Origin of the sequence: Flavobacterium sp. H122 (genome assembly GCF_004959765.1) — a bacterium.
Classification (GTDB): Bacteria; Bacteroidota; Bacteroidia; order Flavobacteriales; family Flavobacteriaceae; genus Flavobacterium.
Map to the genome: position 1 here is coordinate 85,722 of NZ_SJZD01000003.1, position 13,926 is coordinate 99,647.

A 13,926-nucleotide genomic window follows, 5' to 3' on the forward strand; every position below is an offset into this window, starting at 1 on the left:
TTATTTGATACTCTATAAGAGTACAATTTAAGTAAAAAGGTTGGGAAACAATAGTCACAAATTCTTCACTATCCCATTTTGTCAATAGAAAAGAATTTGCGACTATGATTATAAGACTATTTTTCAACGGTATAGCCTTTTATTTTGGCAAAAGCAATTAATGACGTATTGATAGCTTTTCCTAAATCATCCTGAGATTTTGTTTTCTTCATTTCGGTATCGATATATTCCTGACGTTTTTTACCTAACTCAGTAATTTCTTTCTGTATAACTTCACGTTCTTTTGATTTTTTATCCACATACGCTTTTATCTCCTCTTTCGATTTGTTTTGAAGTTCTTTAGGCAGTTCTTCTTTTTTAAGTTTTGCTACAGCTTCTTTGTCCTGCTTCACTTTATCTACTAAATCCCAACTCTCATTTTTATATACTGCTTTGGATTTGCTCACCGCTCTCTCCGCATAATTTGCTGTTGAAACACCTTGAGCATTTCTATCCTGTGTTTGTTGGTTCATTTTCTTTTCATATCCTCTAGCGCCATAGCTAATGTAGGTTTCGTTCATACGTACATTACATTCAGAAATTTTAACATCATAAGGAGTTACAATATAATGCACTGCCTGATTGGAATCGATGTTAAAATATTTTCCTTTTCCGGCATCGGCACCATCTCTCCAAAAGGTTTGGATGCCTTCCATTTGATCACCACAGAAGATAGTGTTTACATAAATATCGTTGCGTAATGCATCGCTGATCGCCTCTTTATAGTTGATGCCTCCTTGATTGAAAGGTTCATTCCCTGCGATATAGATTAGTTTCATATTGTGGCTGTCTCTGCCCCAGGATAACTGTCGGGTAGCATCTGATATTACAGCACCACAGTATTCTGATCCGCCATTGGTTCTTAGAGAGAATAGTTTTTCGGAAATTAAATCCAAATCGGTTGTCAATGGTGCCACCTGTCTGATGTAATTGTTTTGAGATGAAAGACCATCGTTGCCATATTCGTATAAACCAATTTCAATATCCGGTGTTTTTCCATTGTATTTTAAGGTGGTCAGTGTATTTACAATATTCCACAATCGTGATTTTGCCTGTTCAATCAATCCATCCATACTATTGGAAGTATCTAATAAAAGTGCCACTTGGATTTTTGTGTTTTCGTCGGCTATTTGTGCAGTGATTGCTTTTTTGGGCTTTGCTGTTGAAGTGTTGCAGGAAGCAAATGATATTGAAGTGGCTAACAAAGCGGTTGAGAATAAAATTGACGTTTTCATGATTATTTTGTTTTAAGATTATGATTCAAAATTATTGGAAGAAATAGCACGTTTTTTGCAGAATGGGTGAAAGGGGAGGTTGACTTGGTGAAATCGTTTTGATAGCATTTTTTAAAGTAGTTTCTTTACATTATCAAATAATTACAAAGATGAAACGAGTAAATTGGATGTTTTGGACAGTCATTTTGATGTTGGGATTTCAATGTGAAATGCTGGCACAGGATACTATTGTGCCTCAAGCCAAAAGTAAAAAAACATCTTCTGTAAAAATCAGTAAGGCAGCGAGCGATTTGAAAGAATCGTTGGATTCAAATGACGAATTAAAAATTGCCAAAAATTATGAGGTTTTAGCCAAAGGTTTTACTGATAAGGAAGATTTTGTGCGGGCAGAAGAGTATCTTAAAAAAGCTTTAGCAAGTTACACCAAACTCAATTTAAATAGAGACAAAACCAGAGTAGCCCGTAATCTGGCTAAAGTACAGGAATCGCAGAACAAGGTAAATGCAGCGATTAAAAGTTATGAAATGGCAGGTGCGGCTTCAGCAGATAAAGATGCGGAGCTTATAAATAAAAACGATGCCAATCGATTGCGGAATGTTGATAATCCGGCAGTTCAAAAGGAATACTCCAAGTCAAATGTACTGTTGTTGGAAAAAGAGTCTAAAAAAGAAGAAGTAGCAGAAGCTTACAAGCAACAGGCCGAGGCTAGTTTGGTGCAGCGTAATAGTGAGGAGGCAATTCAGAATCTTAAAAAAGCGATTACGTATTCCAAAGATAAACCCGAAGAAGTGGTGAAACTTAAGAATGAAATTGCTAACGTATATGTCACCGAAAACCAGTTTGATAAGGCTATTTCGATTAATCAGAAGTTGTTGGATGATGCGATACAACAAAATGATTTTAACACTCAGATTAAGCAATTGCAGTCATTGAGCACGATTTATTTTAAAAATAATGAGCCTGAAAAGGCAGTGGCCTCATTAAAGAAATCGTATGGTCTGGCTTCGCAGTATGGTAAAACCGATGATGTTAAAAGCAGTCTGAAACAATTGCTTCAGTATTATAAATCGAAAGGTAAAGACATAGAAAGTATGGCTTTGTATGAAGATTTTTTTCAAAATTTCGACCAGTTGATTCAGAAAGACAGTACGTTGATTGATGAGAAAACATTTCAGGTTACTGAAGAGAAAATCCGTCAGTTGGAAAAAGAAAAAGCACTGAAAGACGAATTGATTTCGAAGAAAAACACTTTCAATTACGTATTGTTAGGTTCGATAGCTTTGTTACTGTTGTTCTTCGGATTTATTGTGAAAGCGTTGTATTCTATTAAAACTAAGAATAAGGAAATAGCCTTGCAGTCTTTGAGAAGAGAGATGAATCCGCATTTTATCTTCAACAGTTTGAACAGTGTGAATCAGTTTATTTCGCAAAATAAAGAATTGGAAGCCAATAAGTATCTTTCGTCGTATTCCCATTTGATGCGGAATATGATGGAGAATTCCAACAAGGATTTTATCAGTTTAGGTAATGAAATAGAACAGTTGAAAAAGTATCTGGATTTGGAACATTTACGATTTCAGGATAAATTCGAGTATCAGATTGTGGTTGATGATGCTTTGGATTCCGAGACTGTTTTAGTGCCTAATATGTTGATTCAGCCGCATCTGGAAAATGCAATTTGGCACGGTTTGCGTTACCGCGAAACAAAAGGATTGTTATTGCTGAAGTTTGAGTTGAATAGAGGTAAAGTGTCGGTTATTGTGGATGATAACGGCATTGGATTGACGCAAAGTGCCGCGCTCAAAACCCGAAACCAGAAAGTACATCAATCGCGAGGTGTGACTAATACCAAAGAAAGAATTAATCTCTTGAATGAGTTGTATAAATCCAATATATCGTTCTCGATTACAGAAAAGAACAGCGGTAACACAGGAACGATTGTAGAAATCACTTTTCCAAAGCTTGAAAAAATATGATGACATTACAAAAAATACAGGCTGTAATTGTTGAGGATGAATCGGCAGCCAGAGAAGTGCTTAAAAATTATCTGACTAAGTATTGTCCACAGGTGGAGGTGATTGGGGAAGCGCAAAATATCAAAGAAGCAGTTCCGTTGTTGCATGAAGTGAAACCGCAATTGGTTTTTCTGGATGTTGAAATGCCTTTCGGAAATGCTTTTGATGTTTTGGAAGCCTGTAAAGATTTGCAGTTTGAAACTATTTTTGTAACTGCTTTTTCTGAGTATTCCTTGAAGGCTCTTAATCAAAGTGCAGCCTATTATTTACTTAAACCCATCAGTATAGAAGAGTTAATTGTGGCTGTAAACAAAGTCCAACAGCATATCTTGAACCATGAATTATTCAATAGGAATAAAATCATTGTTGAGAATTTCCGTGAAACACAACCCGAAAAAAAGCAGGTTATTCTACCTACTCTGGAAGGTTTTGAAGTTGTGAAAATGGAAGATATTGTAAGACTTCGCGGTAACGGTAACTTCACCGATCTGTACTTGGCTGACGGAACTAAAAAAATGGTATGCCGTTTTTTGAAACACTTTACAGAAATTTTACCGTTTCCTTTTTTACGTGTACACAAATCGCATATCATCAATATCAACTACGTCAAATCGTACAACAAAGGCGGTTATGTTGTACTCAATGATCAAGCGGAAATTGAAGTTTCCCCGACTTATAAAGAGCAGTTTTTAAAGAATTTCAAATAATTAAAACTCAAATTCTGTCATAGTGGCTTTAGATGAATCAATAGCTATAGTATCCTGAATCACTTTTAGTCTAAGCAATGAACGGGCTCTTCCTGATATATAAATCGGGATAGATTGGCCAATGGTATCGTCAGGAGTAATCAAGGCACGTCTAAGCATCAGGTTCTTTATAAATTTTTGCTGCTTTTCGGCATATGATTTTTGATGGCCTTCTTCATTAAACTGGAACATGAATTTTTTCGGCTTTGGAACTATGGAAGCCAGGAAAAGACATTCATTTAGTGTCAGGTCTTCGGGTTGTTTTGAGAAATAAAACTGCGAAGCTTCTCCTACACCATATACATTTGGTCCCCATTCAATTACGTTGAAATACACTTCAAGCATTCTTTGCTTGGAGGCAATTCGGTTATTTTCCAATATATACACTAACAGGATTTCCTCTAATTTTCTTGACAATGTTTTTTCACGGGTTAAAAACACATTCTTAACTAATTGCATACTGATGGTGCTGGCACCGCGTGCGAATTTTTTAGTTCTGATGTTTTTAGCAATCGATTGTTTGAAAGCTTCAGAAATAAATCCTCTATGGCGCATAAATGAAGGGTCTTCATTCGTTAAAACCGCATTTTTTAAATATGAAGGAATCGAATCTAACGGAGTAAAATTTGGATTAGACCTCCCTACAAAAACAGGACGTTGTGGCTTGCCGTTTTCGATTGCTCTGTAAGTAAAATCGGTGTTTAACTTTTCCAAATTGGCTTCGCCGTATTTTAAAATCCGTAAATTGTTTTTATTGAATTTGCTGTCAAAAATAAGTTTGTGAGGTTTGTTTTTGTTGAATTCAAAGTTGAGGTTGTAATCAAATTCACCTTCGGCCTGCATGCCTTCAAAATGAGAGAATAGGCCTTCGGGCAAAGAAGTAATGAAATCCTGAGCTTTCATTTGGTCAAGCTTTAGTCTTAGCTTGTAAATTGTATCTTCTTCGGTATTGTATTCTAAATATGGTTTTACTTTAATCTTGTTGAGCTGTGCCACCGAATTTTCGCTTAAAGAAATAAAATCACTGCCCAATAAGAATCGGTAATCGAATTGGGCATTTTTGATAACAACATCTTTACGGGCAATTTTAGGATGATTCAATGTTAAGTTGGAAATGGAAGCCAAACCATCAATATGAAGTTTGCCAAAATCCATTTCAATCCGGTCTACTTTTAAACGGATTTTATCAAAGCTGGTTTGTAAGCCATATTTTTCATCAACATACGGTACTTTAATTTTTGACGTATCTGCAGATGAGAAAAGTAAATCGGCTTGTTTTTTTCTTGAATTGGCAAATCCCGAAATATTCCAGTCCTGATTAAAAGTACCTGTGCTGACATTAATTTTTGTGTCTAACTTTTCATTTTCCAAAGCCAGATGATGCATGTGGAAATTGATTTTTTTACCCATATCCTCTATACGAAGGGATAAATTATCCATGTTCATATTAGTAGGGAAGAGGTTAAGAATTTTAGTCAGGATTCTGTTTGCCAGTTTTGCGTAATCTTTTTTCTCATTGGTTGATTCTTCGTTTTTATCTTTCTTTAGAAAAGCATCAAAATTACGGCCGTTTTTATTTTTAACCAGCTGAATGAATCCATTTTTCATTTCAAGATTTGTCAGCTGAACATCACCTGTTAAAAGCTGCAGCAGACTCAATTCTGTCTTTATTTTTTCAACAGAAAGCAACGTGTCTTTTTGATCGGGGATAATTTGGATATTTTCCAATTCAATGCTTGAAGCACCTACAAATTGTGCTTTTCCCACATTAAATTCGGCGTTATATTCGGTTTTGAATTTGTGGCTGACTTTTTGAATCCCTTGTTCAAGTATAGTGTCACGGAAAAGATAAATTGCTCCGGCAATAACAATTACAAGTACTGAAAGTACTGTAAGAACCAGAAATAACCATTGCTTTTTTGTTCTCATGAATTAATTTTTATCGAGACAGCGAAGCTACAAAATCTTCGACTTCTTTTTTTTGTAGTAAATATTTTTCTTGAAGTACTGAGCCTTCGCCCATACGTTTGTAGTAATCGAGTGCTTTATTAGCAAAAAACAGCTGTTGTTCGTCAGCAGGGCTGGGTACCTGTGGGAATATTTTATGAAAAAGCATTTCATAATAAGCCTGCCATTCACGTTCGTTTTTATCGGGAATTAGATTTCCTTCAGCCTTTTGACCTACATGAATCATCTCATGTGCGATAAGATTCAGCATTAATTTGAATTCGAATTCAAAAGTATTTTCAGGGATACGGATAATTTGAGGTTTCCCGAATTCGCCTTCGGTGGTCATCAGGATAAATTTAGGTGCAGCTTTTTCCCGAAGTTCAAAACTTCCAAAATTAGGATGTTTTATGCCGTAAGTTTCCACAACAAAATTGGCCGCAGCAATGGTATCACCTAATTCGTGATAGGTTTGCACGGTTTGAAGTATTTCGTTGAAAGGTTTCATATTATCCAAATAGTTCACTTACCACATCCTCAATTTTAGCCACCAGTCTAATATCAATCGATGTGTTTTTTAATGCTATTTTATTGTATTTGGAAACGAAAATGGTTGAGAAACCTAATTTTTCTGCTTCCTGAATACGTTGCTCGACTCTGTTTACGGGGCGGATTTCTCCGGAAAGTCCCACTTCGCCGGCAAAACAAAAGTCTTTACCGACAGGGATATCTTCATTTGAAGACAAAATCGCTGCAACAACTGCTAAGTCAATAGCGGGATCATCAACAGAAATTCCTCCTGTTATGTTCAGGAAAACATCCTTGGATCCCAAACGGAAACCTGCACGTTTTTCTAAAACAGCCAGAATCATATTCAGTCGTTTAGAGTTATAGCCTGTAGTACTCCTTTGAGGTGTGCCATAAACAGCTGTTGAAACTAATGCCTGTATTTCTATCATCAGCGGACGCATGCCTTCCATTGTGGTTGCAATGGCAGTACCCGAAAGATTTTCTTCCTTGTGTGATATTAATATTTCGGATGGATTGGAAACTTCCCTCAGTCCTGAGCCCTGCATTTCATAAATGCCTAATTCAGCCGTGGAACCAAAACGGTTTTTCAACGAACGCAGTATACGGTATACATGATTACGGTCACCTTCAAACTGCAGCACGGTATCGACCATGTGTTCCAAGATTTTCGGTCCTGCGATATTACCGTCTTTGGTGATGTGGCCAATCAGGATTACCGGGACATTGGTTTCTTTGGCAAATTTAATAAGCTCAGCCGTGCATTCCCTGATCTGGGAAATACTTCCTGCAGAAGATTCGATATAATCAGTCTGTAAAGTTTGAATAGAATCGATAATGACAACATCGGGTTCTATTTCTTCAATCTGACGAAAAATGTTCTGGGTTTTGGTTTCAGTTAAAATGTAGCAATTATTGGTATTGGCTGTAATGCGTTCTGCACGCATTTTAATTTGCTTCTGACTTTCTTCACCGGAAACATAAAGTGTTTTGAACGGCAATTTTAAAGAAATCTGAAGTAACAGTGTACTTTTTCCTATACCCGGTTCACCACCTAATAAGGTTAAGGAGCCTGGCACTAATCCACCACCTAAAACCCGGTTTAATTCACCGTCGGTTGTATCCATACGAATTTCCTCGGCAGAGTCAATTTCGTGAATACGCAAAGGTTTTGATGCTTTTTTTACTGGAGAAGTCTCTGTTTTCCAGGCTGTTTTTTCTTCTTTCTGAATTACTTCTTCAACAATCGTATTCCACTGTTTGCAGGCAGTACATTGTCCTTGCCATTTTGCAAACTGGGTACCGCAACTCTGACAAAAAAAAGCAGTTTTTACTTTTGCCATTAATGACTTTTTATCAATTTTTATTCGTCTTTTTTCTTTTCTTCAGTTGGAGTTTCAGCCGGAGTTTCGGCAGGAATTTCTTCTATAACTTCTTCCGTTTTTTTGTCTTTTCCTTTGCCTCCTTTAAGTTTGTCTTTTTTAGGCATAAGTGCTTTTAGCTCTTCTGCTTTATTCATCATAAAGTCTTTTGTCAAATCGCCTATTTCAGCTTTTGAAAAAGCGTCCTGATAAAATTTTAAAGCCCTTTTGTGTTCGTTTCTTTTTTCCCAGTACATTCCCATGTGGTATTCATACAACATGGTTTTTTCATATTGCTGCCCTGAAATTTGAGCCAACTGTTCATATTCATACCAGGTTTCATTCTTTTTGATGGCAGCTTCTATTGCCTTCATGTCAGTATATCTGATTTTCATTTTCACGCCAAGCGCTTTTTCGATAGCCTCATATTTTTTAGTTAGGTAATCCACATGGCCTTCAGTTAATGGAAGAATTTTTTCCTGATATTCCATTGAAGTGATAGGCTGGTACATTGCAAAAATTTGATATAAGGCACTCGGAATGGCGTTAGGAGCAATACCGTAATGGGCTATTCCTTTGAAATCGTCGAATTTATAATTAAGAAACTCGTTCTTGATGGTTTTTATGTTTTGATCCAATAGTTTTATGGTTTTTTGGAACTTTTTCAAATCACCGTCAGAAGTGGCCTGATAATAAAAAACAGGTTCTTTTGCCTGGGACAAACGTGCCGCAATGCGTCCTTCCATACCTGCAGCTAAATCAGGACTCATAGATATGTAACCTGTAAATAAAGGTACTTCTTTATATAAAAAGGCATTTATAAAACCTGCGGTAGTGTCTAATCCGGCAATTATTCTAAATGGAGAAATACGATATTTTTTTTCTAAATGCGGAATTAATTCACCACCTATAAATTCAAAGAAAGCAGCTCCTTTGCCTTTAGGAAGTCCTTCTGCAGGGTCAAATTCACAGTCATCATAGCGTTCATTGTTCTTGTTTTGAGCAATACCTACAAGAATTACTTCAGGTATGTCATCCCAGTAGTTTCCGTACTTTAATGTTCCTTCAAATGGATCAAACAGATATTCGCTGTCCATCACCAAAATCATAGGGTAAAAACGGTCAGGATTAGCGGCGTAAGAAGCAGGAAGTTTTACGGTTATATCTCTTTTTGCATTAAGCCTTGCAGATTGGAAATGATCTACTGTTGTTTGTGCAAAAAGCATAGTAGAAAATACTAAGGCAAGAGCCAAAACTATTCTTTTCATAATTTGAAGCATTTTGTTGATAAGGCAATTTAGTGATTTATTTCTTTCGGGTTACAATTGGTAAAACCGAAAACGAAAAAATACCTAAAAGTATTGTGATAAGCAATTGCGAAGTCCAGATTATCCATCCGAAAGCATTTCCTGCTTCTAAAGGAATTTGGTATAAAAACAGGATTTTAGCAATCAATACAGGAAAGAAACCAAAGCCGCCATTGGTAAACGACATGGTAAGGCCTCCTATTACAAAAGCCACCATAATTGTTCCTAAACTAATATGGCTGGTTGCCTGTAATGAAAAAACAGTGATGTAAAACATCATTACATAAGAAGTCCAGATTAAGAACGTGAAAAAAATGTATTTCCACTTATCAGGCATGTGTAAAATGCTGAAAATGCCTTCTTTTAAACCGGCAATTTTTGATTTAAACAGTAAGATATATTTCCAGTTTGAGAAACTGTAGAGTAATACAAAAATTCCAAACAAAACAGCACCTACAATCATGAAAATGATAAGCTTTGATACAGGGATGTAGGTTATTAAGAAGTTTTTAAGTGTTTTGAATTCTAACGTTAAAGCAGTGAAAACGAAAAGCAGAAGGAAAATCAAATCTACAATCCGTTCAGCTATGATGGTACCAAAAGCTTTGTCAAAAGGAACGTCCTGGTATTTTTTAAGTAGTAATGCTCTTGAAAATTCTCCTGAGCGGGGAATCGTTAAATTGACAAAGTAGCCAATGCAGACTGCCAGAAAATTTAATTTGAAATCAGGCTGTACACCTATTTCCTGCAATGCATACTTCCATCGATAGGCTCTGAAGATACATCCGCAAACAGCTATAAGTAACGATATTGCCACATAATTGTAATTGGCAGTAGCAAAATACTGTTTCATTTGTGCTACCTGCTCCTCACTGAAAGAGTTGTAAGTATAATAGGTGAAACCAGCCCCTAAAAGCAATGGGATGATTACACTGGCATAGGAACGTATTTTACTGTTCACGGTTATTGTAACGAGTTGGTCTCTTCGTTAGGAAAAACTATTGAAGGCTTGAAGTTTTTAGCTTCGCTTATTTCGATACTGCCGTATGCAATGATGATAATGATATCGTCTTTATGGACTTTACGGGCAGCAGGGCCATTCAGGGTAATTTCGCCGCTGTTTCTTGGACCGGTAATTGCATAAGTTTCAAGACGTTCACCGTTGTTTATATTTACAATAGAAACTTTTTCACCTTCAAAAATATTTGAGGCTTCCATTAAGGCTTCATCAATGGTAATGCTGCCTATATAATTTAAATCGGCACCTGTAACTCGTACACGGTGTATTTTAGATTTTACAACTTGAATTCGCATGGTGCAAAGTTATAATTATTTTAATGAAATGTTGTCAATCAATCGTATATTGTTTACAAAAACTGCAATGAAACCGCGGTAGTTTTTATTATTGCTTTTCCGTTTGCAGGTTAAAAGGGTCTGTTCATCTGCGATTTCAAAATATTCCAATTCAAACATTTTTTGTTTTGCAAACTGTTTTGTAACCCAGTCAGTAACTTCTTTAGCGCTTTTAGTGCCAAATAACTGCTTGGCTTCTTTGATGATTTTGTAAATAACAGAAGCTTCTTTTCTTTCCTCGGCAGTCAGTCTTTCGTTACGCGAACTCATTGCCAGACCGCTTTCTTCTCTATAGATATCGCAGCCAATAACATTCACCGGAATTTTGTATTTCTCAACAAGCTTTTTTACAATTTGCAGCTGCTGAAAATCTTTTTCGCCAAAGTAAGCGTTTGCAGGCTGTACTATTTCAAAAAGTTTTTTTACGATGGTTCCTACGCCGTCAAAATGACCCGGGCGGTGTTTGCCTTCCATTTGAAATTCCAGCCCGTCATAGTCAAAATGTCCGGACTCAGTTTTTCCTTCGTATATATCTTCTACAGATGGTGCGTAGACAATGATGTTTTTGTTCAGACTTTCCACTTTTTTTAAGTCGGCTTCAAGAGTGCGGGGATATTTTTCCAAATCTTCCTTGTTGTTAAACTGAGTGGGATTGACAAAAATACTTACTACTGTTATTTCATTATCCGACAAAGATTGTTCCATTAATGATAAATGGCCTTGATGTAAGGCCCCCATAGTAGGTACAAAACCTATCTTCTTTTTTTGACTCAAATAAGGAGTTAAGAAGGTTTTTAATTCATTTTGTTTAACAAACAAAGACATACAAGATTTATTAAATTCAATGCAAACTTACTATTTTAGTCGGTATCTCCACAAAATTTTGTAATTTTGCATGGATTTGTGTCCAATAAACAAAACAAAAAAATAACATGGAGGATAAAAGGATTTTGTATGTATCATCCGAAGTAGTGCCCTATCTACCAGAAAATGAGGTTTCTTTAATGTCTTATGATGTTCCGAAAATGATCAATGATCAAGGCGGGCAGATAAGAATTTTTATGCCAAGATACGGCAATGTTAATGAAAGGAGACATCAGCTGCATGAGGTAATTAGGTTGTCTGGGATGAATTTGGTGGTGAATGATGTGGATATGCCTCTGATTATAAAGGTAGCTTCAATTCCAAAAGAAAGAATCCAGGTGTATTTTATTGATAATGATGAATACTTCAAGCGTAAGGCTACTTTTACGGATGAGGACGGTGTTCTTTTTCCTGACAATGATGAAAGAGCAATATTTTTTGCAAAAGGAGTTATCGAAACAGTAAAAAAATTAAACTGGGTACCGGATATTATTCATGTTCAGGGGTGGTTGGCGTCTTTATTGCCTGTTTACATGAAGCATTATTATAAAAACGATGCCTTGTTTGCTGATACAAAAGTGGTGACTTCAATTTTCGGAACTGGATTTGATGGGATTTTAGCGGTTGATACTTCAGAAAAAGTACAGTTTGATGGTGTGCCTCACGATTCAATAAAAGAATTGGATAATCCTACGTATGAAAGTCTGATGATGGCTGCGATAAGTCATTCGGACGGTGTTATTGCGGGTTCTGAAGAAATTTCATCAAATTTAACAAAATTTATACAAGCTTCGGGAAAACCTTTTTTACCTTTCGCTCCGAAAGAAACGTTTGCTGATGCATACACACAATTTTACAGAAATCAAATTTTAGGTTTATAAAAAATGAAATATAACTTTTTAAAAACACTTACAGTTGTTTTTAGTTTTGTTGCACTGACATCATGTGATAAGGATTATATAACTATAGGAGGTGATATAATAGGTGAGGAGAATTTTAATTCTGTACCGGGTGAGGAATATGATGTTAAGGTTTACAATAAAAAGATTGGACCAGTGCAGTCAAACAACCTGCCTATTAACCAAATTGGTATTTATAACAATCCTTTCTTTGGTAAAACTGAGGCTAATTTTGTAACGCAGTTGGATCTTGTTGATGTCAATCCAACATTTGGAGAAGAAATCGTGGTAGACAGTGTTGTAATGACTATACCTTATGTTTCTAAGAAGAAAACTAATGCGGCGGGAAAAACAGAGTATGAATTGCTGGATACTCACGGCAGCAATGCTTTTGATTTAGGAGTTTATAGAAATAACTATGAAATATTAAGTCTTAGTCCTGTTCCCGGTGATAATTTTCAAACGGGTGCGAGATATTATTCTAATCAGGATGATACTTTTAATAATGTAAAGAGCGGTTTGGAAAATGTTAGTGATTATAGGTTGAATGATGCCGGTTCCAATTTTGAAAACACTAATTTCCTCGCTTCAAATAAAGAAATCAAATTTTATAAATATGAAGAGAAAAAAATCGGAACTCCTTATGTTGTAACTTACGAGAAAACAACTACCGTTGAGTCTACAATAGCTCCGGCAATGAGACTTCATCTTAACAAAGATTATTTTTTAAATAGCATTATCAAGGCTTCAAAAGATAAGCTGGAAACAAATACTGCTTTTAAAAAATATTTTAAAGGATTATATATTCAGGCAAAAGAAAAAGCTAATGTTACTGGAGGATCACTAATGTCTTTGGATTTTAAAAAAGGAAATGTCACTATTTATTATAAAGAAGATAAAATTGTTAAAGACAAAAATGATGTTGTTTTAGGTAATGACAGACCTAGAAAAACTGTTGTTATGAATATGACTGGTAATTGTGTAAATCTATTCAAGGATACTCCTTCTAATGAGTATCAGAATTTTAACCCTGAATATCTATATTTGAAAGGAGGGGAAGGATCGATTGCTTACGTTGATCTGTTTACTGATGCAGCAAAATTAGCATATCTAAAAAGTAAAAACGCATTAGTTACCGAGGCTTCATTAATTTTTACGGTGAACATCGAGGAAGGAAAGATGAAAAATGCTCCTAATCCACTACGCTTGTATTTGTATGATCTTGAAAATGAAAAAACAATCAGTGATTACAATTTTGATGAAACTAAGAATTCAAGTGATGCTAAAAGAAATAAATATGTTTTTGATGGTATTTTAAAAGAGGAAAAGAATAGTGCCGGGGAAGTGACTAAGAGATACTATAAATTTAGGATAACAGATTTTGTAAACAGGATTTTAAAAGGTACACAAACTAATGTAAGACTCGGACTTGCAGTTTGTGAAAATATAAATGATGCGGGTATGTTGTTTTTGGAAACACCTGTTGATTATCAAAATCTTTCAGGGGAAAATAAACAAATCAAAAAAATCCCAAGATCATCAGTGTATAACCCATTAGGGACTGTTTTGTACGGAAATACAGCTGATGATAACAGAGTCAAGTTTATAATCAATTACGCAACAAAAAATTAA

General features: G+C 35.6%; 12 protein-coding genes. 4 read left to right on the top strand and 8 right to left on the bottom strand.

Annotated features, from left to right (window positions below):
* Positions 1–116: 116 nt before the first annotated feature.
* On the bottom strand, positions 117–1,274 hold the full coding sequence (locus EZM65_RS05815) for a vWA domain-containing protein (RefSeq protein WP_136667614.1): 1,158 nt from the start codon (positions 1,272–1,274) through the stop codon (positions 117–119).
* Positions 1,275–1,423: 149 nt separating this feature from the next.
* Here EZM65_RS05815 and EZM65_RS05820 point away from each other — a divergent pair, with 149 nt between their 5' ends.
* Complete coding sequence (locus tag EZM65_RS05820; protein WP_136667615.1) at positions 1,424–3,250, top strand: histidine kinase; 1,827 nt, start codon at positions 1,424–1,426, stop codon at positions 3,248–3,250.
* Positions 3,247–3,996 (top strand): LytTR family DNA-binding domain-containing protein, encoded by a 750-nt coding sequence (locus EZM65_RS05825; protein WP_136667616.1) that lies wholly within the window; start codon positions 3,247–3,249, stop codon positions 3,994–3,996. The genes EZM65_RS05820 and EZM65_RS05825 overlap by 4 nt, the downstream gene beginning before the upstream one ends.
* On the opposite strand, the gene EZM65_RS05830 is transcribed toward EZM65_RS05825, so the two are convergent.
* The 7 genes from EZM65_RS05830 to panC are packed head-to-tail and all read right to left on the bottom strand — an operon-like array spanning position 3,997 to position 11,356.
* Entirely contained in the window at positions 3,997–5,964 is a 1,968-nt protein-coding gene (locus tag EZM65_RS05830; protein ID WP_136667617.1) for a transglycosylase domain-containing protein, read from the bottom strand.
* Between the two features lie 10 nt (positions 5,965–5,974).
* Positions 5,975–6,490 carry a hypothetical protein gene (locus EZM65_RS05835; RefSeq protein WP_136667618.1) on the bottom strand — a complete coding sequence of 172 codons (516 nt, stop codon included), beginning with the start codon at positions 6,488–6,490 and terminating at the stop codon, positions 5,975–5,977.
* Position 6,491: 1 nt separating this feature from the next.
* Positions 6,492–7,853, bottom strand: coding sequence for a DNA repair protein RadA (gene radA, locus EZM65_RS05840; RefSeq protein WP_136667619.1), 1,362 nt, complete (start codon positions 7,851–7,853; stop codon positions 6,492–6,494).
* Between the two features lie 20 nt (positions 7,854–7,873).
* Positions 7,874–9,139, bottom strand: a complete 1,266-nt coding sequence (locus EZM65_RS05845) for an alpha/beta hydrolase (RefSeq protein WP_136667620.1) — start codon at positions 9,137–9,139, stop codon at positions 7,874–7,876.
* A gap of 37 nt (positions 9,140–9,176) precedes the next feature.
* Entirely contained in the window at positions 9,177–10,139 is a 963-nt protein-coding gene (locus tag EZM65_RS05850; RefSeq protein ID WP_136667621.1) for a lysylphosphatidylglycerol synthase transmembrane domain-containing protein, read from the bottom strand.
* Between the two features lie 2 nt (positions 10,140–10,141).
* Complete coding sequence (panD, locus tag EZM65_RS05855) at positions 10,142–10,492, bottom strand: aspartate 1-decarboxylase (protein ID WP_136667622.1); 351 nt, start codon at positions 10,490–10,492, stop codon at positions 10,142–10,144.
* A gap of 15 nt (positions 10,493–10,507) precedes the next feature.
* Positions 10,508–11,356: a pantoate--beta-alanine ligase gene (gene panC / locus EZM65_RS05860; protein WP_136667623.1), complete on the bottom strand. Its 849-nt coding sequence runs from the start codon at positions 11,354–11,356 to the stop codon at positions 10,508–10,510.
* Between the two features lie 107 nt (positions 11,357–11,463).
* On the opposite strand from panC, the gene EZM65_RS05865 reads away from it, so the two are divergent.
* On the top strand, positions 11,464–12,276 hold the full coding sequence (locus EZM65_RS05865; RefSeq protein ID WP_136667624.1) for a glycogen/starch synthase: 813 nt from the start codon (positions 11,464–11,466) through the stop codon (positions 12,274–12,276).
* A 3-nt stretch (positions 12,277–12,279) separates the two neighbouring features.
* On the top strand, positions 12,280–13,926 hold the full coding sequence (locus EZM65_RS05870; RefSeq protein ID WP_136667625.1) for a DUF4270 domain-containing protein: 1,647 nt from the start codon (positions 12,280–12,282) through the stop codon (positions 13,924–13,926).